21 protein-coding genes and 1 pseudogene are annotated in these 22,158 nt (G+C 62.9%); 10 read left to right on the forward strand and 12 right to left on the reverse strand.

What is annotated here, in order from left to right:
- The first annotated feature begins 2 nt into the window (after window positions 1–2).
- From IVA93_RS29550 to IVA93_RS29560, 3 genes are read left to right on the forward strand one after another with little or no spacing between them, the layout of a single operon-like run.
- Window positions 3–467 carry a type II CBASS E2 protein gene (locus IVA93_RS29550; RefSeq protein WP_247402870.1) on the forward strand — a complete coding sequence of 155 codons (465 nt, stop codon included), beginning with the start codon at window positions 3–5 and terminating at the stop codon, window positions 465–467.
- A complete protein-coding gene (locus tag IVA93_RS29555; protein ID WP_247789295.1) occupies window positions 464–1,447 on the forward strand; it encodes a CBASS cGAMP-activated phospholipase in 984 nt (327 codons plus the stop codon). Before IVA93_RS29550 ends, IVA93_RS29555 begins: the two co-directional genes overlap by 4 nt.
- A gap of 14 nt (window positions 1,448–1,461) precedes the next feature.
- The gene (locus IVA93_RS29560) at window positions 1,462–2,940 is read left to right on the forward strand and encodes a T6SS phospholipase effector Tle1-like catalytic domain-containing protein (protein ID WP_247485820.1); all 1,479 of its coding nucleotides are present in this window, start codon (window positions 1,462–1,464) and stop codon (window positions 2,938–2,940) included.
- A 715-nt stretch (window positions 2,941–3,655) separates the two neighbouring features.
- On the opposite strand, the gene IVA93_RS29565 is transcribed toward IVA93_RS29560, so the two are convergent.
- Genes IVA93_RS29565 through IVA93_RS29575 form a run of 3 tightly spaced genes read right to left on the reverse strand, consistent with a single transcriptional unit; the run spans window position 3,656 to window position 6,074 of the window.
- Entirely contained in the window at window positions 3,656–4,636 is a 981-nt protein-coding gene (locus IVA93_RS29565) for a cupin domain-containing protein (protein ID WP_247541364.1), read from the reverse strand.
- Complete coding sequence (locus IVA93_RS29570; protein ID WP_157643140.1) at window positions 4,636–5,160, reverse strand: MarR family winged helix-turn-helix transcriptional regulator; 525 nt, start codon at window positions 5,158–5,160, stop codon at window positions 4,636–4,638. Before IVA93_RS29570 ends, IVA93_RS29565 begins: the two co-directional genes overlap by 1 nt.
- 38 nt (window positions 5,161–5,198) lie before the next feature.
- The gene (locus tag IVA93_RS29575; RefSeq protein WP_018460125.1) at window positions 5,199–6,074 is read right to left on the reverse strand and encodes a fumarylacetoacetate hydrolase family protein; all 876 of its coding nucleotides are present in this window, start codon (window positions 6,072–6,074) and stop codon (window positions 5,199–5,201) included.
- A gap of 182 nt (window positions 6,075–6,256) precedes the next feature.
- Here IVA93_RS29575 and IVA93_RS29580 point away from each other — a divergent pair, with 182 nt between their 5' ends.
- Complete coding sequence (locus IVA93_RS29580; RefSeq protein ID WP_524536833.1) at window positions 6,257–7,474, forward strand: ABC transporter substrate-binding protein; 1,218 nt, start codon at window positions 6,257–6,259, stop codon at window positions 7,472–7,474.
- Between the two features lie 41 nt (window positions 7,475–7,515).
- Entirely contained in the window at window positions 7,516–8,742 is a 1,227-nt protein-coding gene (locus tag IVA93_RS29585; RefSeq protein WP_247789296.1) for an FAD-dependent monooxygenase, read from the forward strand.
- A 340-nt stretch (window positions 8,743–9,082) separates the two neighbouring features.
- Here the strand turns inward: IVA93_RS29585 and IVA93_RS29590 are convergent, their stop codons facing one another.
- The 4 genes from IVA93_RS29590 to IVA93_RS29605 form a co-directional block, all read right to left on the reverse strand.
- The gene (locus IVA93_RS29590; protein ID WP_247402913.1) at window positions 9,083–9,946 is read right to left on the reverse strand and encodes a class I SAM-dependent methyltransferase; all 864 of its coding nucleotides are present in this window, start codon (window positions 9,944–9,946) and stop codon (window positions 9,083–9,085) included.
- 93 nt (window positions 9,947–10,039) lie between these two features.
- On the reverse strand, window positions 10,040–10,966 hold the full coding sequence (locus IVA93_RS29595; protein ID WP_247368926.1) for an NmrA family NAD(P)-binding protein: 927 nt from the start codon (window positions 10,964–10,966) through the stop codon (window positions 10,040–10,042).
- Between the two features lie 150 nt (window positions 10,967–11,116).
- Window positions 11,117–11,914, reverse strand: coding sequence for an alpha/beta fold hydrolase (locus IVA93_RS29600; RefSeq protein ID WP_198293413.1), 798 nt, complete (start codon window positions 11,912–11,914; stop codon window positions 11,117–11,119).
- On the reverse strand, window positions 11,911–12,804 hold the full coding sequence (locus IVA93_RS29605; RefSeq protein ID WP_247402903.1) for an NAD(P)/FAD-dependent oxidoreductase: 894 nt from the start codon (window positions 12,802–12,804) through the stop codon (window positions 11,911–11,913). Before IVA93_RS29605 ends, IVA93_RS29600 begins: the two co-directional genes overlap by 4 nt.
- Window positions 12,805–12,918: 114 nt before the next feature.
- Between IVA93_RS29605 and IVA93_RS29610 the strand changes: the two genes are divergently transcribed.
- Complete coding sequence (locus IVA93_RS29610; protein ID WP_247368920.1) at window positions 12,919–13,569, forward strand: TetR/AcrR family transcriptional regulator; 651 nt, start codon at window positions 12,919–12,921, stop codon at window positions 13,567–13,569.
- Window positions 13,570–13,633: 64 nt separating this feature from the next.
- Window positions 13,634–14,458 carry a ribonuclease HII gene (gene rnhB / locus IVA93_RS29615; protein ID WP_026233098.1) on the forward strand — a complete coding sequence of 275 codons (825 nt, stop codon included), beginning with the start codon at window positions 13,634–13,636 and terminating at the stop codon, window positions 14,456–14,458.
- Window positions 14,459–14,485: 27 nt separating this feature from the next.
- Here the strand turns inward: rnhB and ligD are convergent, their stop codons facing one another.
- The 3 genes and pseudogenes from ligD to IVA93_RS29630 form a co-directional block, all read right to left on the reverse strand.
- Window positions 14,486–15,433 carry a non-homologous end-joining DNA ligase gene (ligD, locus tag IVA93_RS29620; RefSeq protein WP_247368917.1) on the reverse strand — a complete coding sequence of 316 codons (948 nt, stop codon included), beginning with the start codon at window positions 15,431–15,433 and terminating at the stop codon, window positions 14,486–14,488.
- Between the two features lie 11 nt (window positions 15,434–15,444).
- On the reverse strand, window positions 15,445–16,008 hold the full coding sequence (locus tag IVA93_RS29625; protein WP_018456168.1) for an MOSC domain-containing protein: 564 nt from the start codon (window positions 16,006–16,008) through the stop codon (window positions 15,445–15,447).
- Window positions 16,008–17,691: pseudogene (locus tag IVA93_RS29630) on the reverse strand (DNA polymerase/3'-5' exonuclease PolX). Before IVA93_RS29630 ends, IVA93_RS29625 begins: the two are co-directional and overlap by 1 nt.
- Window positions 17,692–18,251: 560 nt before the next feature.
- Between IVA93_RS29630 and IVA93_RS29635 the strand changes: the two are divergent.
- The gene (locus IVA93_RS29635; protein WP_018456171.1) at window positions 18,252–18,437 is read left to right on the forward strand and encodes a DUF3606 domain-containing protein; all 186 of its coding nucleotides are present in this window, start codon (window positions 18,252–18,254) and stop codon (window positions 18,435–18,437) included.
- Window positions 18,438–18,476: 39 nt separating this feature from the next.
- Here IVA93_RS29635 and IVA93_RS29640 read toward each other — a convergent pair whose 3' ends face one another.
- Window positions 18,477–19,178 carry a 3'-5' exonuclease gene (locus tag IVA93_RS29640; RefSeq protein WP_018456172.1) on the reverse strand — a complete coding sequence of 234 codons (702 nt, stop codon included), beginning with the start codon at window positions 19,176–19,178 and terminating at the stop codon, window positions 18,477–18,479.
- Window positions 19,179–19,662: 484 nt separating this feature from the next.
- On the opposite strand from IVA93_RS29640, the gene IVA93_RS29645 reads away from it, so the two are divergent.
- Complete coding sequence (locus IVA93_RS29645) at window positions 19,663–20,232, forward strand: PAS domain-containing protein (RefSeq protein ID WP_018456173.1); 570 nt, start codon at window positions 19,663–19,665, stop codon at window positions 20,230–20,232.
- A 602-nt stretch (window positions 20,233–20,834) separates the two neighbouring features.
- Here IVA93_RS29645 and IVA93_RS29650 read toward each other — a convergent pair.
- Window positions 20,835–21,044, reverse strand: a complete 210-nt coding sequence (locus tag IVA93_RS29650) for a hypothetical protein (protein ID WP_026233100.1) — start codon at window positions 21,042–21,044, stop codon at window positions 20,835–20,837.
- Window positions 21,045–21,627: 583 nt separating this feature from the next.
- Here IVA93_RS29650 and IVA93_RS29655 point away from each other — a divergent pair.
- A complete protein-coding gene (locus tag IVA93_RS29655; RefSeq protein ID WP_018456175.1) occupies window positions 21,628–21,828 on the forward strand; it encodes a hypothetical protein in 201 nt (66 codons plus the stop codon).
- The last annotated feature ends 330 nt before the right edge of the window (window positions 21,829–22,158 follow it).

Below are 22,158 nucleotides of genomic sequence, written 5' to 3' on the forward strand. Positions count from 1 at the left end.
CGATGGCGCAGCAATACGTGAACCTGCAGGGCAATCCCCTCAGCGCAGGCGCCGGCGCCCTACGGGCCGGCAGCTTCACGTGGGCCTACGCCACGTCGCCAACGCCGTTGAGCCGGGACTACCTGATCCGGATCGAGATGGCTTGCGACGCGTCGCCCAGGGTCTTCGTCGACGACCCTGACATCGAGCTGCTCGCGGGCGACCGCGACCTTCCCCACATTTACCGCAACCCCACGCGCCTCTGCCTTTACTTGCCGGGGACGCGAGAATGGCAGCCGTGGTTGCGGCTCGACCAAACCATCGTGCCCTGGACGTCTCTCTGGCTGTTTTACTTCGAAGACTGGCTGGAGTCGGGAGAGTGGAAGGGCGGCGGCATGCATCCGGGGGAAGCCTCCCGCACCCGGCAAGGCCGGCGTCGGCTGGGAATCCGCCGGCCCGACGAATGCGAGATTGGAAACGAAGAATGAGCGACGAAACGCGCACCTACAAGATCCTGTCGATCGATGGCGGCGGCATCCGCGGCGTGTTTCCCGCGGCCCTCCTCGCCAAGCTGGAAGATCACCTGAGGTCGCCGGTCGGGTCCTACTTCGACCTGATCGCCGGCACATCGACCGGCGGCATCATCGCGATTGCCTTGGGCCTCGGGCTGTCGGCCAAGGACATCCTGAAGCTCTATGAGGAGCGGGGACCGGCGATCTTCGATCAGCAGCACGGCTTGGTCGGCAACTTCGTTCGGCAGCGGCTGCGCGGAGCCATGCACTGGTTTGGAACCAAATACTCGTCGCAGTCGCTGCACGACGCCATCGCCGACATCCTCGGCGAGCGCCGGCTCGGCGAAAGCCGCACTCGTTTGGTGATTCCGGCATGGCATCCGATGCTCGAGCGCGTCTACATCTACAAGACGGCCCATCACCGGCGGCTCGAGACCGACTACCGTGTCCGCGCATTGGATGCGGCGATGGCGACGGCGGGCGCGCCTACATTCCTCAAGCCCCACATGACGGATGACGCGATCGAACTCGTCGATGGCGGCGTCTGGGCGAACAACCCGATCGGCGTGGCGACGATCGAGGCCGTCGGGATGCTGAATTGGCCGGCGGACAGGCTGAAGATCCTCAGCATCGGCACCATCAACGACATGAAGGCACCGCCGCGGTGGAAGGGCAAGCTTCCGATGGCATCCTCGATCGCGCGCCTATTCATCGCGGGCCAGTCGCACAGCGCGCTCGGGACGGCCAAGATCGTTACCGGCGACGGCCATGACCACCGCGCGATCTGGCGCATCGACCAAACCGCGCCTGCCGGCCGTTACACGATGGATGACGCAGAACGGATCGCCGAGATGAAGAACCGCGGGTTCACCGAGGCCCGCGAACAACTGCCCGAACTGCGGCGCCACTTCTTCGACCGCGAGGCCGAGCCCTTCGTTCCCTTCCACTCACTCTGACCTGCGAGGACGCCATGCCAAAGAACATCCTGATCTTCTCCGACGGCACCGGCCAGGCCGGCGGCCTGCGTCCGGACGAGAACCGCTCCAATGTCTACAAGCTGTACCGGGCGACGCGCTGCGGCCCCGACACAGCGATCGACCCGCGCGAGCAGCTCGCCTTCTACGACGCCGGCCTTGGCTCCCAACCGCCGGGCGGCGCGCTGTTCGTCACGCGCGCCTATCGCTGGCTGCACAATGTGGCCAGCCAGGCGACCGGCCTCGGCATCACCACCAACATCATCGACTGCTATGCCGCGATTATCCGGATGTGGGAGCCGGGCGACCGGATCTTCCTCTTCGGGTTCAGCCGAGGTGCCTACACGGTCCGCTGTCTTGCCGCCGTGCTGGGCCAGTGCGGCGTACCGACGACGATGTCCGACGGCTCACCGTTGCGGCGCGATGTCGGCACGACCACCCGCATCGCACGCGACGCCGTAAAGAAAGTGTACCAGCACGTCAGTTCGCCGAAGGACACCAAGTACCTGCCTCAACGCGAGGCGCTGGCAACGCACTTTCGCCAGCAATATGGCAGCGACGCCGACGGCGCTGCCAATGCCGTTCCGTTCTTCGTTGGGGTGTTCGACACGGTCGCATCGCTCGGCAGCTACGCCCTCTCCGCCGCTCTGGTGGGTGGCGCCGCCGGTGTCATCGCCGCCTTAAGCTTTGCGCAGTCATTTTTCCTGTTCCCGTTCCTGCCGACCTTCCTATGGGCGGCCGGGGGCGCGGCGGCTGTCGCGGGAATAGGCTACGTCGCCACGCACCTGAAGTCCGCCGTGAGCCTCCCCGGCTATACGTTCTGGCAGACGTTGCATCTCGCTTCGCCGAAAATGAAATTCTACGACCTGCACCTGAACAATGCCGTCTGGTACGCGCGCCACGCCATGTCCATCGACGAGAACCGCGCTGACTTTGCTCGGGTTCCTTGGGGCGGATCACACAACAAAGGTCCGGAACGTCCCCATGAATATCCGGACTGGCTGCAGCAGGTCTGGTTTGCCGGCAACCATTCCGATATCGGAGGTAGTTATCCGGAAAACGAAGCGCGGCTTTCCGACATCTCACTCGGATGGATGGTGCATGCGGCAAGAAATCTGCCCGACGGCAAGACACCCGATGGCTTCGGCATCAAGGTAGACGACAGTTACCTGAAACTGCATCCGGATCCGCTCGGTCCACAGCACGACGAGCGCGAGCCCGGTTACCTGGGCGGCCGCTTCAAATGGGACGAAGGTCTGCGCGAAGTCCAGGACGCAGCGATCCTGCATTCCACCGTTCTCGAGCGATTTGCCGTCAACGGCGGCGTGCAGCACTACTATGAGCGGCTGCCGTACCGCCCCAAAAACCTTAGGTCGCATGTAAAGGTCAAGAAGTATTACGGGCTCGAGGCTTCGACTTCGAACGGAGCAGAAATCATCGCTGGTCCGGCTCGATCGCAACCGAATCCGGTCTAAGCGAGTTCGACGACCTGGCCAGAGATCTGTTCCTTTATAAAAGCGCTCGCTAGGAAACCGTGCGCCTCTGGATCCTGTCCGATCGTCACGTCGAGCTCACCCGCGGCTGGGACCTTCGTCCGTTTTGGGCAGGGGCTTACGCCTCGAAAACACGCCGCGAATCTTACCGCAGCGGAGAGAGTGGGACTTTCTTCCCCGATGCCGCAAATACGCAAAAAGCGCCGCAAAACAAGGATTCCAAAAAAACCGGTCGAGTTTTGTGACCACCGCTGTGTACCACCTGGCCGGCCAATTCGGGCGTCAATCTCGGGCGATTTCGAGGCGTCCTGCGGGCGTTTGTTTCGGACCTGGGCAGCGGAAGCGGGGCGCGTTTGGGTCGAGAGCTGCCCTCAATCACCAGCACGACGGCGCCAGCTCACCTCTCGAAAGGAGACCCCGCAACGCGCCCCGCTGAGGTCAGCCAAAGGCCACAAGGGGCTGTGAGCAGATATTTGAGTTAGTATCGCGGCTTTCGTGCGCGTACCGACGCAGGCATACGCACCCAAATTCGCTTTGTCTTGAAAGCTCTCGGCAAGTCCACCCAAGCAGCTTGCCATATTCGGACCTGACGCTTTCCCGCGCCGGCCTGCGACGAGGCGGGCGCTTCCGAATCAGTGAAAGGCATGAATATAATGACCAGTGGCGCCGAACTATTGGCGCCAAGTCGGCGCAGCCATCACACAAATTCCGATCTATAGTACCTGAAGGCTCGCATGAGCGGTTCGTCCGACAAACAGAAAAGCTGAGCATCCGACGACGCTTCGTGACTGAAGGCCGACCACGTCGGGACAACGATAGTGTCACCTCTTTGCCAGGCAAAAACACTGTCACCCACTCTCGTCGTACCCGTTCCCTCCATGACGACGAAAATCCGATTGGCTGTGGAACGCTGGCGGCGCGTCAGCTGGCCGGAGTTCAGCCTTTCGACCGTGAGCCCCACCATGGGCATGTCCGGGGCCTCAAGGGTGATCCGCGGCCCGTGAGCTCCCTCGCTATCCGCGGCAGTTTTGTCCAACTCAGTCAAGATCAAATCGCGCGAGTATCTGAAACGCGAGCTCGCTGCGACCGAAGCAATCTTTTCGTACTTCTCAGGATGCTCTTCATAGAACATCGGCTCCATCAAATGCACCGACGGGATATCCAGGCCGTCCAGCCAGTAAGCCGGCTCCGAGCCCTCATGGCCATGCCCGTGCCAGTACCCACCGGGCGTCAAAATGACGTCGCCCGATTCCATCGGGGTCTTTTCGCCGTTGACGACGGAGTAGGATCGCTTGGCGTCGAGAATGACACGCAAGGCATGTGCCGAGTGACGGTGCGAAGGCGCCACCTCGCCCGGCAGGATCATCTGATAGGCGCAGACCAGGGTCCTTACGGTCGCGAAATTGTTGGCAGGAAATGGATTGCGCAGAATGAGATTACGGCGCTCGGCCAGCGCGACGTCGATCAAGTTTCCGGCCGACGCCAATGCACTCCGGACATGCTGATAGTGCCAATGAGCGGGCACAAAATCGGTTCGCGGTTCCTTCCAGAAGATCGGCCGGTCGCGGCTGATCCAGCCAGGCGTAACCTGCAGGCGCTCCGCCTCGCGATAGAGATCATCCAGCGATGTGATGCTGCCGTCGTGGACGGCGCGGTCCTGGGTCACTACATTATTCATCATGATCTCCCATCGGCTGGATTGGCGGCATCGTCATTCTCGTCGGCATCGGCGAGCATCTGCAGGCACTTCAGAAACACCGGCCGGAGATAATCGGGCAAAGGCGACAGCAACGCCTTCTGAGCTTCCAGAGCCTGTTCGACCACTGTCAACATCGCGGTCTTTCCGGTTTGCGTCAGAACGATCTCGACGGCGCGTCTGTCTCTTTCATGCGCGCGCCGCCCCACCAGTTTGCGATCGACCATCCGCTGCAGCATTTCGCCGAGCGTGCTGCGATCAAGATGCAAGCGGTTGCCGAGCTCGGTTTGGGGAAGCGGGCCCGCTTGAAACAACGTGAGCAGGACACCGAATTGCCGCGGCGTGAGGTCCGATTGCGCGGTGAATTTTTCGTAGAGGAAGGCCGCGCGGCTATCGAGCCGGCGGATGAGATACCCCGGCAATTCGTGAAGAATCAAACTCTTCGCAACGGACTCGATCCCTGCGGGGCTCGGATTGGTGGAGGAAGCTGTGGTTGCTTTCGGCAAGATACATTCCTGTAGCTGTGGGCAGTCCCGGAGGATCTTCAGATGCCGACGGGCACTGTCATTTCGCCGAGGCCATCGCATCCGGTCACGATGATATCGCCCGGTGACACCGCGCCGACACCTTCCGGCGTTCCGGTCATCAGGATGTCGCCGGGATAGAGCGTGTAGGCGCTCGACGCGATCTCGATCAGGTGCCGTATGCCCACGGTCATTGCGGCCGTCGATGATCGTTGCCGCTCGGTTCCATTTAACGTCAACCAGAGGGTCAGCTGCTCGGGATCGGCAATCTCGTCGGCGGTCGTGAGCCATGGGCCGAGCACGGTGTAAGAGTCGGCGGATTTGCGGAAGCTTCGCTCCTGCGCGCCGCGGACGCTCATATCCAGGCCGACGCAGTAGCCGGCGATGTGCTCCGTCGCATTCTCAGCGCGGATGTTCTTTCCGGCTTTTCCGATCACGACCACAAGTTCTGCCTCGTAGTCATTCCGCCGCTCTTGCCAGTTCAGGTTGATGCCAGGGCTTGGCCCGACCACCGAGGACGTCGCCTTCAGGAAGAGGCCGAGCGTTTCCACGGGACGCTCGAGCCCCGCCAATTGCTTGTTGTGAACATTATGGTGGACCGCCGGGTCCTTCGCGTCGATCTCCACGTGAAGACGGTAATTGGCCGGCGCCGCCATGACCTTCCCTGGATTGGCAATGGGGCTGCGCAACGCGACCCGCGCCAGATCGAATCGGCTGGCGTGCGGTTTCAGCTTCTCGGCAGCGCGGCACACCTCAGGCAGATGCGCGACAAGCGCATCTCCCATTGGAAACGGCCAGCGGCGGCTTGGCAGTGTCTCAGTCGATGAGGTGACGTCGTAGATGGTGCTGCCCTCGACCAGGCCGAGCCGGTCGTCGTTGAAACGGCACAGACGCATCGCGCGCTCCTCCCCGTGGATGGACTGGCATTGAAGCCGATTATTGTCCGTACACATACGATATGGCGACGCCGATGTCCAGACAAATGGCCGCGTATGCAGGATAAGCTTGACCTTCTGCACTATATTATGTAGGTATACGGACATAAATATCGCCTCCGAACAGGGGCAATTGGGAGGATATGGATATGATGAGGCGTTGCATTGCCGCAGCAGCTTTTGCCGCCCTGCTGTCGAGTACGGGGGCTCAGGCCGAGATTTCTAATGGCGTCGTCAAAATCGGTGTCTTGAACGATCAGTCGAGCCTCTATGCAGATGCCGCCGGTCCGGGCTCGGTCCTCGCCGCGCAAATGGCTGTGGAGGACTTTGGTTCGCTCGGGCCGGGTCTCAAGCTGGAAGTGATATCCGCGGATCACCAGAACAAGCCGGACATCGGCTCTGCCATCGTTCGTCGCTGGTTCGACGTCGATGGCGTGGACGCCGTTCTGGATCTTCCAAACTCGGGCGTCGCGCTGGCAGTCAACGAAATCACGCGCGGGTCCCGCCATGCGTTGCTTGCGTCGAGCACTGCGTCTTCCGATCTGACCGGCAAGGCGTGCTCGCCCAACACCGTGCAATGGACATTCGATACCTGGTCGATAGCCAATGCGACTGTTAAGTCCGTCGTCGAACGCGGCGGGGCCTCATGGTTCTTCCTCACCGCCGACTATGCGTTCGGGCACGCGCTGGAGCGCGACGGCACGGCAGCGGTAGCGGCGAACAATGCAAAGGTAGTCGGCTCTGTTCGGCATCCGATCGGGACGTCCGATTTTTCGTCGTTCCTGCTTCAGGCGCAATCCTCGAAGGCCAAAGTCATCGGATTGGCCAACGCCGGCGGCGATACAAGCACCGCCATCAAACAGGCTTCTGAATTCGGGATACCGCAGGGCGGTCAGACCCTGGCGGCTCTGCTGGTCTTCATCTCGGACGTTCATGCGATCGGCTTGCAGACTGCGCAAGGCCTACTCTTCACCGAAGCCTTCTACTGGGATTTGAACGACCGAACCAGGCAGTGGAGCAAGCGCTTCGCGGCGCGCAACAACGGCAAGATGCCGACCATGAACCATGCCGGCGTGTATTCCTCGGTGTTGGCCTACTTGAACGCCGTGAAAGCAACGAACTCCGATGACGGCGCTGAGGTGATCGCCAAGATGAAGGAGCGTCCGATTCAGGACGACCTCTTCGGTGCGGTCACCGTCCGCCCCGACGGCCGGGCCATCCATGACATGTATCTGTTCAAGGTGAAGAAGCCTGAGGAATCCAAGGGACCTTGGGACTATTACGCGCTCGTCAACGTGATCCCCGCTGACAAGGCCTTTAGGCCAATCGCCGAAGGCGGCTGCCCGCTGGTGCAGAAGTAGCCGCATCGGTTTCGTCCTGGCAAAGCCAATAGGAGCTTCTAATGAGCCGCGATAGCAACGAAATCCTGATTGTAGGCGGTGGCCTTGGCGGCCTTTCGGCGGCCTTGGCGCTCGGCAGGAAGGGACTGCCGGTGCGCCTGCTTGAGCAAAGCGAGCACATCGGCGCCATTGGCTACGGGATCCAGATGGGCCCCAACGTGTTCTCGGCCTTCGTGCAAATGGGGGTCGCCGACACTGTTCGCGCACAATCTCACAAGCCGAGCGCATTGCTCATGCTCGATGCATATTCGGGAGAGCAGCTCGCCGCCGTTCCCTTTGATGAGACGTTCAGGGCCCGGTTTGACGACCCCTATGTCGCGATTCATCGCGTCGACTTGCACAACATTCTCCTGGATGCCTGCCGGAAGCTCCCGAACGTTCGCTTGGATCAATCGATCACAGTGTCGAGCTTCGAAGACCTGGGGGACAGGGTCAGCGTGCTCACGGCCGAAGCGGGGATCATCGAAGGCGCGGCTCTGATTGGCGCCGACGGCTTGCGGTCCGTGATCCGTTCTCAAATGCATCCGCAAGATCAGCCGCGTCTGCTGGGCTATGTGGCGCACCGGACCATTGTTCCGATCAAATCGGTTCCCGATATTGTTCGATGCGACGAAGTCGTCCTATGGGTCGGTCCGGCCTTTCACATCATCTACTACCCGCTGCGGAATGGCACGGAGCTCAACATCGTCGCGGTGTTCAGGACGGATACCTACGCCCAGAAGAACGATCCCGTAGCCCACAAGGCCGAGCTCCAAAAAACCTATCAGGATACGCATCCGGAGATGCAGGCAGTCCTTGGATTGATGGATCTGTCCAGGCGCTGGCCGCTTGCCGATCGCAATCCCATTCGACAATGGGCCAGAGGCCGCGTCACGCTGCTTGGCGATTCCGCGCACGCGACCTTGCAGTCGCTCGCGCAGGGTGCCGGCATGGCGATCGAGGACGCCGTCTATCTCGCCGCACTGCTCGAAGTGACAGGTGGTGACATAATCGCCGCATTTCAGCGATTTCAGCACGACCGCGTCATTCGGACTTCAAGGGTTCAGCTCGAATCCCGCGCGCTCTGGGACATATATCATGCCGAGGACGCGATCGCGCACGATGTAAGGCGCCAACAATATCAGGAGCGCACCGCCGAAGATTATTACCGGTGTTTGAACTGGCTATGGCAGCCGATCGCGATACCAAGGCGTGAATATCGGCTTCAACCGATCGGCGAGCGAGCTTAGCTTCGATGGCGCGAACATCTGGGCGCACCCATCAAACGACTTTGACGCAAATCTCGAAGTTCACCGCGGCGACTTCGAAGCTCCATTTCCATGGACGTTCGCAACTTTCCCGTTGGGGAGTGTTGGCCTCATCCAGGCTCTTCCGGGCAGGTACAAGAGCGTCAGGAAGCTCGCGACGAACAAGCCGCCCATCATGGTGATCGCCATCGGGCGATTAGCCAACTAATAACTCTCTACTCTCCGAGCCGAGACCGCCGGCGAATACGCCCTTATCTGGTCCCGCTGACCGGTCAAAGACGCCCCCCTCCACCGAGCAGGGCGTCTCCTCTGCTAATCGGTATCAGCTTGCCGGATCGCGCGCCGTGACGATCCACGCCGCGCTGTCGATCGTCACCGACCGCTCGCCGGCGCGGCCCGCGAAAGCGGCACGAACCGCGGCCGAGGCGCGGGCGCGGATGTCGTCGGGCTGATCAGCGAGCGCGCGCGACAGCGGGCCGACCTCCAACGTCATCTTCACCGCATCGTCGATCGCCCCGTCCCGCGTCTCGCCCTCGCCAAACGGGATGGAAACATCGAAGGGCGCGATAGCGATATCGGTGAAGCCGGCCGCCGTCAGGATGCGAACCACCCGCCCCCGGTCGCCGAACGAGAATGGGCCGGGCACTTCGGGATCGGGCGGCGCCGTCGGCGGGACGATGCCTTTGATCGCGTCCATCGGCAATCGCACCCAATCGTTCTCGGCCGCACCACGCCAACAGACGAAAGCGACCCGCCCGCCCGGCTTGAGCGCACGGCGCATATGAGCGAACGCCGCCGTAGGATCGTCAAAGAACATCACCCCGAAACGCGAGAACAGGATGTCGAACGCGCCCTCGGGCAGCTCGGCTCTGCCAGCGTCGGCCACTCGGAACTGGACCGGCGTATCCGGTGGCGCAAGCGCGCGCGCTCGGCCGATCAGCGGTTCGGATATGTCCACGCCCAGCACATAGCCCCCCGCGCCGACGCGGGCGGCCAGAGCCAGACTCGACGCGCCCGCGCCGCAGCCGATGTCCAGCACGCGTTCGCCCGTGGCGGGCGCTGCGGCTTCGATCGCTGCCTGGCCGAACACCGCCACCCTGGCATCGAGCCGGGCCTGGTGGGCGACCCAGCGCTCCCCGCTTTGGCCATTCCAGTCGGCGACCTGATCGGCATTGTGCTGTGCCACGACATGTCCTTGTTCTGGCCCGGTCACTGGAAGCAGTGGCGACCGCCGGGGACTTCCGAGACGATGCAGTTCATCCGGCCTATAAGCGAAAGATTACGGCTTGCGCGCGTCTGCCTTTTGAAAGTCGTCCCGATGCGCGCGCACAAATTCCTCGACCGACATCGGCGACACACCGGTCAGCAGGTTCACATCGTCCGAGGATCGGTCGTATCGGCCGTCCCGGTGCAGCAGTGCCATCGACTCCAAGTGCGCGACCACGTGTGCGGATGCGCCAAAGGATCGCAGGCTCTCCAGCCACGGTTCCAACGGAATGTTCATGTAGGTGATCGGGCGCCCCAAGACTCTTGTGAAATCTTCGGCGACCTCGCGAAGAGTCTCCGCACGGGGACCGGTCAGTTCGTAAACCTTTCCAAAGTGAGATTCGGGATTCACCAACACCTCTGTCACGCACCGCGCAACATCGTGGGCGGCGATTGGCGACGTCTTTGCCTCTCCGAAGGGCAACATCAGCGCGTTCTGAGCGGTGATAGTCGGAACGGCAAATCGCCAGAAGAACGCGTCCATGAAGGCGGTGGGACGGATCGTGACCACCGGCAAGCCGCTCCACCGCAACACCTGCTCGGCCAGCCAGTGCTGCTTGTGCTGCGGGCTGCGCGCGGTCTCACGGATGCTCATCTCCGAGACCGTCATCTGCGACATGTTGACGAATGCTTCGACGCCATGGTGCCGGGCAACCGCCGCCACGTTCGTCGTAGCCTCGAGATACTTCTCGCTGGCCGACATGCTGAAGTACAAGCGCTTGCAGCCATCCAGGGCGCGGTGCACCGCGTCCAGGTCGAGCAGATCTCCGACGATCACCTCGGCACCGAGTGCCCTCAGCGATTCCGCCCGGCCGTCATCCAGGCGGACCATGGCGCGCACCTTCAGCCCGCGCTCCAGCAGAGACTTCGTCACGCTCGGTCCGATCGCTCCAACTTGGCCAGCGGCACCGGTGACGAGGATGGGATGGGAGTGTTTCATGTCAAGGTTTCCTTCAGAGCGATACCGGAGCTTCCGCCGGTGACGGAATGGTGTGACCGGACAACTTCACTGGCGGCTTCTGCAATTGGTGTTGAATTGGTTGAAGGGGCTGTTCGAGGCCGATCACCTGGTAGCGAGGCTCGGCGCGTCTCACGACGCCACCATGCCGGCGTGAATCCCCTCGACGACCGCGGCGGGGTGGGTCAGCGGGATCATGTGTGCAGCGCCGGGGACAACGACCGTGTGGGCGTCGAACGCTCCCGCGAGCAGACGGCTCACCGACCGCGGAGCGACCGACGTCCGCTCGCCGACGAGCACCGAGGTCGGCACCGCGGTCGAGGTGAACTCGGCGAGCGTGGTCCGATCGGCTGCGCTGGCGGTCATCTCGAGCCTTAGCCGCGGTGCGAGCCGTGTAACCAGCGCACGCCCCTTCTCGCCCAGCGCGTTCCACGCGCCGGCGCCGCTCCAGTGCTCCACCAGCAGGCAGGCGGCCGCACCGTGATCCGGCCACGCGCGCATGAACCGATTGCACAGGGTCTGCCCCTCGCGCAGGGCGTCTTCTTCCCCGGGCACGCGCAGCACGCTGACGACCACAGGATCGACCAACGTGAGCCGCGCCACGCGAGACCCGACGGCCAGCCGCAGGTGAAGTCCGAAAAATGCCCCGAGCGAGTGGGTGACGAGGTGGAACGCGCCGACGCCCTGCATGTCGAGCCAGCCGCGCAGGTGGGAAACCTCGTCCTTTGGCTGCCACGCCTCGCTCGGTGTCGGCGACCGTCCGTAGCCGAGCATGTCGGGTGCCAACGCCCTGGCGCCGCGCGCCTCAAGACCTGTGCGGACCGCGGCCCAGGAGTGGGAGCCGGTGGCGGAGCCATGGAGGAGCACAATGGGAAGGTCGTCGATCATCGGAAATCCTGATTTCGGGAAAAAGGGAATCTTTGATCTCAAACCAGCATCGACTGCTGGGCGAAGATACCCGCCATCGCGCCCTGCGATGATGCCTGGGTGACCGAGGGCAAGAAGGGCGTGGTGAGGTCGCCGGCGGCGTAGATGCCGGGCATGCTGGTTTGGCGGCGCTCGTCGACCTTGAGAACGATGCCGCCCGGCGTATCCACCGTGGCGAGGCCCAGTGATTCATGCAGGCTTGCGGACGGCTTGGTGCGCGGATGGGCGAACAGGATATCGACTGCGACATTGCGGCCGGTATCGAGATTGACGATGGCGATATGCCCCTTGTGATGGGCGATCTCGGCGATCCGGCCATCGACGACCGGTATCTTGCGGCGCGCCAGATCGGCCTGGATATCGGGCGGAATGTCGCGACCGTTGGCAAAGACAGTCAACTTGTCGGTCCAGTCGAGGAACAGCCTGGCCTGATTGTGCGACTGCGGGCCGGACCAGACGAGGCCCCAATGCTGGCCGGCGACTTCAAAGCCGTCGCAATAGGGGCAGGGCACGATGGACGTCCCCCAGCCTTCGGCAAAGCCCGGAACGTCAGGCATCTGGTCGGCGACGCCATAGCTCAGGATCAGGCGTCGCGCCCCAAGGCTTTCGCCATCGCCGGTGAGGACGGAGAAACCGTCGATGGCGCCGGAGACGCTGTCGGCCCGGGCCCTGACCAGCTTGATCGTGGGATAACGCGCAAGCTGCTGCCGCGCCTCGACCAGGATGTCCAGCGGCGGCTTGTGATCGTGGCCGAGCAGGCCATGCGAGTGGCCGGCGAAGCGGTTGCGCGGCAGGCCGGTATCGAGAACGGTGACCTTGCGGCGGGCACGGCCGAGCTGCAGGGCGCCGGCCAGACCGGCAAAGCTGCCTCCGATGATGATGACGTCATCCATGGTGATGGGCTCCGTTGGAGGACAGGTTGAAACCTACCCATTGGCTTGCACATTTCCGATACTATATGGTATCGTAATGCAAGAATTAGAATACTGTCAAGTACTGGAATTATCGTGACCGAAAACAGTCAGGGTCGACGCGGCCGGCCCGCCAACCAAGCGCTTGGCCAAACGATACTCGACGCCGCGAGCGAACTCTTTGTGGAATTGGGTTTCCAAGCGACGACCTTGGACAAGGTCGCCCAGCGGGCGAAGATATCCAAGCTCAGCATCTATCGGCGTTTCGAGAACAAGGAGGCGCTGTTCAGCGCGGCCATCGCGGCCGGCTGCCATCAATTGTTTGCACCACAGGCCCTTCTTGAAAGGGTCGACGGTTCGGTCGAAGATCAGCTCATGGCGGTGGGATCATCACTGCTTCGCACGCTATTGAGATCAGACGTCCGCAGTGTCGAAGCCATGGTCATTGCCGACAAGACCAATCAAAACTCGTTAAGCAAGCTCCACTATGAAGCCGGCCCCGCCCATGTCATCGCCCAAATCGAAGCCCTGTTGCGTCAGTTGCACGCTAAGGTGCTTCTGAACGTGCCCGATCCTCTCCGCTCCGCCCGCTTGTTTGCCGCGCTTTTCAAAGGATCCGATCTCCTGATGATCGCACGCTTCGATCAGGCGAGAGCAAAGGACGACGACGAAATTGAATCCTATTGCCGGTCGGCGGTCGCAATGTTCATCGCCGCGCACGCTGGCAACGACCACGCGGGCGGATAACTTCAGACAATCGCCACAAAGTTCACGGACACGCTGCCCACAGTCAGTCTTCACGAAGGCCGCTATGTCCCAATATTCACTCGGTGCATTGCGCCAGCGCTATGTCGTCGAGAAAAGGCCGCTCGAGGCCAGCATCGAGCAGATCTTGCGGGCCGACACCCGCGCGGGAGCCCGTGCCATCCTGGCTTCGATCGATAAGCGGCGTTTCGAAAATAGGTCCGAAGGGCAGCGCCTCCGCAAGATGCTCCGCTTCGAGACCTCTCTCTGGGCAAGCGGCCATCATGCCGTCGCAGGCGTGGACGAGGCTGGAATGAGCCCGCTCGCCGGGCCGGTCTCCGCTGGCGCTGTGATCCTGAAACCCGGCACGCGGATAGTCGGAATTGACGACTCGAAAAAACTCGACGCCGCGGCTCGCGAAGAACTCGCGAAGGAGATCAAGGCAAAGGCAGAGAGTTGGTGTGTGGCGTTCGTAGAGGTCGAGGAGATCGACACGATCAACATCTATTGGGCGGGCATCCAAGCCATGCAGCGTGCAGTCCGAGGGCTAGGGTTGAGGCCGCAGCACTTGCTGATAGACGCGAAGCGGTTGAAGGAGATCGACCTGCCCCAGCAGGCCATCATCAAGGGCGACGCCAAGTCCGCCAGCATCGCTGCTGCGTCAATCCTGGCGAAAGTCGAACGCGACACGGTCATGCGGACTCTCGACATTCGTCACCCCGGCTACGGCTTCGCGGATCATAAGGGCTACCCCGTGCCGGCTCATTACGAAGCTCTTGCCAGGCTTGGTGCATGCGCAGTTCACCGCCGGTCGTTCGGACCGGTACGAAAAGCTCTCGGGTTGCCGCCCCTGCCGCCGTGGCCTTCGGCAACCGAGCGCGAAGCAGGATAAATCCGAGACTTTCCGCCTCCGCTGCCCTTATTTTCGCGACCAACTCTTTTCGCGAGCGACGTCCCTGGCCTTCTTGTCGGACCGGAGGCCGAGATAGACCGGCTGACGCAGCTCCCCCTTGCTGGTCCACTCGGCGAACTTCACTTCCGCGACCAACGAACGACGGACCCAAGTGGTGACGTGCTCATCCTTCACCTTGGCGGGGAACGGGGACTTGCCTGTCTTGAGCTTCACGAGCTTGCCGTGAAGCTCTTCGAGAACCTGGTGACTGAAGCCGGTGCCGACGTGGCCGATGTACCGCCATGCGTCGCCTTCGCGTACCGCCAGCACGAGGGCGCCGAAGAATGGCCGGGTTCGCCGCGGCGCCGTGAAGCCGGCGATCACGACCTCCTGCCGCTGCGCCGTTTTCACCTTCAGCCAATCGGCGGTCCGGCGTCCGGACGCGTATGGGCTATCGGCGCGCTTGGCCATGATTCCTTCGAGATGCCTCCGCTCGGCTTCTGCAAAAAACTTCGTTCCCTTGCCTTTGCGGTGGTTGCTGAACGCGAGCAGCTTGTGGCGCGGCAAGATCGCCTTTAGCCGCTTCTTGCGCTCGAGGAGTGGCAGCGCGCGTAGATCCTCGCCCCCCGCGAACATGAGGTCGAACGCGCAGTACAAGAGCTTGGCCTCGTGGCGCAAGGCGTTCTGGAGCAACTGGAAATGGGATGCGCCGTCCTTGCCGATCGCGACGAGCTCGCCATCGATCACGGCGTCCGCCTTCACGCCCTCGAGCGCCTTCGCGACCTCCAGGTAGGAGTGGCTGATGATCTTTCCATTGCGGCTGTAGAGCGCGACCCGACCACGCCGGATTTCCGAGACCATGCGGAAACCATCGAATTTGTCCTCGAAGACCCAATCGGGATCGTCGAACGGCGCATCCGTCAACGTGGCCAGCATGGGCTGCAGGCGATATGGCAGGGTCGATTTGCGAGCCATGGTTGGACTTTCTACACGGCCGGCAGAGGCCGAAACGAGGAGGACGGAAGGCGAGCCCGCGCGGTATCACCAGCCGCGACCATCCCGCCTGCCCGTACCACGCCCAAAACCCCGGATTTGAACGGAGGGCCCGTTTCCGCCGACGAGAGCACCTGTTGCTTAAGGCCGAGCTGGAAGCGGTCGATCAGAACGCAAGGCGTCCGGAGGCCGGTCAGTTCTACGATCGCGGTGCCTCCGAGCTCAATGAGCGTCCCGAGCGGCATCCACTCGAGGGCCAAGCCGGCGGTGCTGATGTTCTCGCCGAGGTCGCCGGCGCCGACCTTGAAGCCGGCTTTAAGTAGCGTCGCGAAGAGTTCGGACGGGATCAGGTGAACCTGCCGGAGATTGGGCAGGCGTGGCCGGCGGCGGGCAAGGTAACGGTGCCGGACGAATGGGCCTGCGTGGGCGTCGCCTTGGACGCCGTGGCCTTCCACCAGCACGATCCGATCCTGAGGGGGCTTGCTGAAGTGGTGACCGCGATCGGCCGCAACTGCGACCACTGTGCCCTCCAAGGAGAGCGGGTGCGGCTTCGGCATCAGGCGGCCCGGGCGAATGAGCGCCGCTTCTGGCGGAGGTAGCGCGTGATTTCCGGAAGAGGCATCGCGTTGAGGACGCGGTCGGCGGGGACACCGCCCTTGCGCGCCATCTGGACGCCCCAGTGCATGTGGTCGAGCTCGGGGATCGAGTGCGCGTCCGGATTGATGCTCAGCATGCAGCCGAACTCCAGCGCCGCCTGGTGCCAGCGCCAATCCAGGTCGAGGCGCCATGGATGGGCGTTGATCTCGACGACGACGTCGTGCCTCGCGCAAGCGCGCAGCACCTTTTCGACGTCGATTTCGTAGCCTGGCCGCCGCTGGAGCTGGCGCCCGGTCATATGGCCGATGATGGTGGTGTGAGGATCGGAGACGGCGCGCAGCAGCCGCTGCGTCTGCGCCTTGCGGTCGAGTTTGAAGCGGCCATGGATGCTTGCGACCACGAAGTCGAAGCGCTGCAGCACGTCGTCCGCATAGTCCAGCGAGCCGTCGGCCAGAATGTCTGACTCGATGCCTTTGAGGATCCGGAAATCCTTGCCGAAGCGCTTGTTCAACCGGTCGGCGTCCCGGTGCTGCTGCGCGATCTCTTCCTCCGAGAGACCGCCCGCGTAGTGCGCGGACTTGGAGTGGTCGGCGACGCCGAAATATTCAAAACCGCGCTGGCGCGTGGCCTTGGCCATCGTCTCCAGGGTCTCCGTGCCGTCGGAGGCATCGGTGTGGCAATGAAGGATTCCGCGCAAGTCGTTGTCGGTGACGAGCTTCGGCAGGTTGCCCTTCTGAGCCAGTTCGACCTCTCCGCGCCCCTCCCGCAGTTCAGGAGCGATGAACGGCAGGTCGAGGGCGCTATAGATCTGGGCCTCGTCGCCGGCGATCAGGATGCGACCCTTGTGCAACCCGTCGCTCTCCAGCCGCATTCCTTTCTCCGGGGCCAAAGCCTGGAGCCTCTCGATGTGAGCGGCTGAGCCGGTGCCGAAAAGAAGGGCGGCGCCGAAGTGGTTGCGGTCGGACAGGCGGATCTGCAGTCCGTCCGCCGCGGATGCCTTCGACCTCTTGTCGAGCTTGGGAGCCTCCGCGACGATCGTGAGGTCGCCGACGAGTTCGCAGCCGCGGCGGAAGTCGCCTGCGATCGTCACGCGCTTGAGCTCCGGCCGGGCCTTGCGAAGCGAATCCTTGGCGTGCGCAAGCAGAGCGGCGGCACGGTGCAGGTGGAGGCGACCTTCTCCGCTTTTCGCGATGGCCAGGTTCTGCAGAATCTTTGTCTGCAGGGCGGCGCCCAATCCTTTGGCTTTCTGGATGCGGTCGTCCTTGGCGGCGGCCTCCAACTCCGCGAGCGAGGTGATGCCGAGATCCTCGTAGAGTCGCAGAACCTTCTCCGGGGGAAGACCGGGCACGGCGAGCATCTCGAGCACGCCCTCCGGAATCTCCTTCCGGAGCTTTTCAAGGCTCGGATGAGTGCCGCTCTTGTGAAGCTTGGTGATGATGTCGGCAATCGCCTCGCCGACGCCGGGGATTTCGGTAAGCCGGTCTTCGGCGATGAGCACGTGCAGAGGGACTGCGAGGGCCGCCAGGCTGTCGGCGGCCCGAGAATACGCTTTTGCCCTGTAGGGGTTGCCGCCACGCAACGCGGTGGCGCTGAGCGTACTCTCGCAGGAGACTTGCTACAGTGCGAGCGTCGACGGAAGCCACTCAACGAGCCTCCCGTTCCGCGCCCCGCCTCGCCGCAGCAAAGCGAGCTTGAGAGATCGGGCCGTCATCGGGCCGACCCTCGAGAGATTCCTCAAGCTTCTGCGCTGCCCGGAAGTCCTGAAGGTACTGCGTGTTCGGGGCATAGGCGGCCTCTTTCTTGAGGAGATTGTAAATTCGGCCGACCACCAGCTGCAGATGCTTGATCCTGCCCCGCGGCATCGCTCGGGCTTTGCAAAGAGCCCGGAGAGCGTAAGCGCGGAAGTAATCAAAAGCGTCGGACATGATCTCGGTAAACGCAGGCAATCGCCTATGGTTCGGTCGGCACCGCAGGATCGGAAGCCTCTTCGGCTGGTCATGAGGAACCTGACGCGTGGGCAGCGCGATCTTAAAAGTCAGCGCTCCACTGATTCCACCGCGTTTCTCCGGTCGACGGTGAAGCCCAGGCGCTCACAGACGGATGGCCGCTTGTCTCGAGTCCGGCGGCAATGGCGAGGAGCTTCGGGAACCCCGGGAATCCTTACGGCGTTGCACCGCCATCAGATTCGCAGAAGGAGGAGCAGATGGCAGCCGCGAAGAAGAAGACCGCGCGAGGACGCAAGCAGGACCGGGCTCGTGTCGCCGGCGGGCAGAAGTACGAAGTCGGCTACGAGGCGAAGAAGACCGGCCGCTCGGCCGCCGCGGTGAAGAAGGCCGTGAAGAAGGTCGGCAACTCCCGCAAGAAGGTCGATAAGCGCCTCGGCCGCTGAAGCCCGAGGTTCGCCGCCTACCCACGCGGTGCCGCCAGGTCAGACCCTGGAAGAGAAGCGAGTGAAGGCGGTCAGCGTCTGCAGCCGCGGCTCGACGTGCCGTAGGTAGATCTCGGTCCGCAGGAACGTGAGCTCCTCATCGAGCGCGGTCTCGCAGACGTCGATGTGCCAGGACTTGGGTCGGCCGTCACTGCCGTCGTTCCAGCGGTAGCCGCGCCGCTTCAGCGAATCCTTCAGCTCGAACGGCGACTGCTCGGCCCATATTCGCACCGTTGGCTGGCGGGCGTTCTCCAGCAGCGCGGCGAGCGCCGGCACTCCGGTCGTCGGCAGCGTGAAGTTCAGGACCTCTAGCAGCGCATGGCAATCGTCGACCGCCCGGTGCGCCTGATGAAAGAAGCCCGCCCCGTTCAGCAGGTAGCCCAACTGGGCACCTGCGAACCCGTGTCCGCGCCAGTCGATCTCCGTCGCGCTGCAGCCCCAGGCCACACCTTCGAAGGCAGGCCAGTAACGCTCCGCGAACTTCCGGTCGAAACCACTGTTATGCGCGATCGTGATCACGGCACCTTCGGCGAAGGCGTTCACGGCGGCCTCATCGATTCTGTGACCCGCCACCATGCCGTCGGTGATCGCGGTGAGCGCCGTCACCTCGGGCGGGATCGGCGCGGACGGCTCGTTGAAGGCTGAGAAAGTGTCTCTGACCCCGACGATCCTGCCGTCCGGCGTATAATCGAATTTGACCATCCCGAGCTCGATGATCTCGTGCGTGGGTGGTCAAGACCCGTCGTCTCGGTGTTGAGCAGGATGCCGATCTTGGTTTCCTGTCCTGAGGGCGGCATCGACGTCGGCCGTGGCACCAGGCGGCGCAGCACCCGGTAGTCCGTCGACCGGCTCAAGGCTTCGGCCATCGCGGCCAGATCCGATGCGTTTTGAAACATCGCTTCTCGAGGTGAACCCACGGATCGGTGGGTGAAGGCGCAGAATACCTTGAGCGCATGCCAGGAGGTATCTGAAAATCGGGCAATTCACGGGCTTTTCGGAAGTGCCGGTGCAATTCGATCCTGTTGTAGGGTCGCTCGTGCAGCGGCTGCCGAGCGCAAGCGCTCCTGATGAGGGGCCGCTGGTCCACTAGCCTCCTGCCACCGCGCCCCCGCTAAACCAGCTTCGGCGCGCGCTGCGGCAGTCGAACTACGGCTCGTTAACGCGGTGGCGTGTAGGTTTTGGGGCCATGCAATACACGGACGGTTCATTCGCGGATGTGAAGTCCATCAGTCAGCAGGCCATGTGCCGGTACTGGGCCCGCACGGCCGGCGATCTGCCCTTTCCTTCGCTCGATCAGTTCAGGCCGGAAGCGCGGCTGCATGACCCAAAGCAACTCATCATCTGGAGCGTTGAGCACCGGGGAGACGGGCACATATTTCGCGCGCTTTACCAAGGTGCGAGCGTTGGAGAGGTCTTCAATTCGAGCTGGGCCGGGAAATCGATGGAAGAGGTTCTTCCACCAGCCTTGAAGGAGTTCGGTCTAGCCGCCGCCGAGCAGTGCGTGACTAGCGGCTGCGCCATCTACAGCGTGTTTTCGACCTACAACAGCGGCGGCCATACGATCGATTGTGAGCGCTTGCTCCTGCCTTTGGGAAGGGCCGGCCGGGTCGAGCAAATGGTTGGCTCGCTTCAACTGATCAGTATGGCGGGATCGTTCAACCGCGACACCGTCATCCGACACTTTGAATGGAAAACCGACGTATCCTGCGCTATCCGCATCTACGCTTCAGCCGGTCTCCGCGGTCACCTCACATAGACGACTGAAAAGCGTGAAGCGGCTCGTTCTCCTTAGCCGGCTGCGCGCCGAACGAGTGGGGCGGACGGGGGCGGGGCATGTCCGGACGGCTAGACACCAGCCGCGTATGGTGCCGACCCCGGATTGCTACGGTCACACCGGTGCGTGATCGTTTACGATCTGCAACTATATTGCGTGCATGGATATCCAGTACGGCCCCGAGGGCCAGGCCGTCGCGGCGATGAAGCTTGGCGCCGAAGCCGATGGGCCAGAGCGGCAGAGATGGATCTCCGCCGCGCTGGCATGGTCGGAACTGACTCGTCTAGGCGGGGCTGCCGAGCACAGCGTGCCGGAAGGGTGGCCTACGCGGCAGCTCGTCGCCGGAGCAAGGCGCAGCTCCTCCTCGGACCCCCTTTCAAGCCGCTGGGATCGCGTTCAGGGCGGAATGCGATTCCGCACCCGCTTACGGCCTCAAATCCTCGCTGGTGAGGCCAGAACCGCCGGCTGGGCACGCAAGGTCCGGAAGGCTCCATTGGCGGGCTCTCGTGGCGCGCTGCGGGAAGGCGGCCAGGCTCGATCGGGGGCGCACTATGCCACCATCAACAACGACAGGGGCGTGCGCGTCAGGCCTCGCCGGATCCGGAGAAGCTGGATGCAGGCGGCGTGGTGCGCGGCACCGGCAGCGGCGGTTCGGTCGCTCCCCGTCCTGCGGCGCCGCCCTTGGAGTCGTACCGCTTGGCGAGATCGAGGAGACGACGCCGGGTGAACGGATCAGCCTTCTCGGCCATACCGCGGACCCGTTGGGCCAGACCTCGGTAGAACTCCTGCTCCATGACACGCCCCTCAACATCACTGCCCAGAGTGGAGTGCTCTGCGGCCGCGGAGTCAAGAAGGCCCGCAATAGTGCGTGGACGCGACCAGGATTTCATCAGCCAGCTTGAGCCTCCGCTGTCGGCTGAACTAGAGTGCCGTCACAGGGGGAAATAGATGGCCATGCTCCATCCGGTCCGGAAGGCGTGCCCCGCGTGCGGCAAGCCGATGAAAGCTGTACCCGACGAAGCTTCGGAAAAGCGCCCGCGGTACGTCTGCACCACTTGCAACGACGACCCTCTGCGCGACCCCAACGTCCTCAAATGGGCGCACAGCCCGCTGCGCCCTCCGGAGCCATAGTTCTTTGCGTTCCGAGCGGACATCTCGTCTGCATGGAACGGGTTTGGCCGGATGCCGTTGATGCGGCGGGCCCGCGCGAATGCAAGGCCTGCGTGGCTCCGCCCTCAAGCCCCCCAGCCCCCAAAAGGCGGGGCCACGCTCAATCCTCTCCGTCCTTTCGCAGAATTTTTCCTTCTCCCTAACTTGCGTGAATCCCAGGCTGCGCGGGTTCAGGCAGGATGCTGGCTTCGCTGGGAGAGACCTCCAATGTTCGATGCTGAAACAACCGCGCTTTTGCGCGCGGTCCTCGAAGATGTGTGCGAGAGCGTGTCTTGCTACGAGACCGCTGCCCGCACGCACGTGGCCTCCATGATCCTCGAAGCCGCGAGCAAGGGCGAGACCTCGGTCGACGGCCTTAAGCAGATCGGCAGGAGTGCACTTCGCGGGGCGCCGATCGTGTGGAATTGACTGCTTCCAGGTGAGGGGCTTCGGGATCCGCCCAAAAGCAGAGGAGCGCCTAAGCCCGAAGTAGGCCGCATACTTATAGCCGCGCGAACTCACGTTGCGGATGAGGTCCGCTCTGCTCTGATCGGGGGCAGTACGGCACTTCACCGGACGTCGGAGTGGGGCCAACAGATGGCGTTAGCGAGCGCGTCGCTGCCATCGTCACGGTTCCCTCATGGACTCGGCTATCCAGCACCAGCGCAGGCAATCAGTTGGATCGACGGACGCGCGAAGAGTTGGTGTCAGCGGCTATAACCCTATCGTAGGCCTCGAGGGCAGCGTCCAGTTCAAACG

It is taken from the genome of Bradyrhizobium sp. 155 (genome assembly GCF_023101105.1).
Classification (GTDB): Bacteria; Pseudomonadota; Alphaproteobacteria; order Rhizobiales; family Xanthobacteraceae; genus Bradyrhizobium; species Bradyrhizobium canariense_D.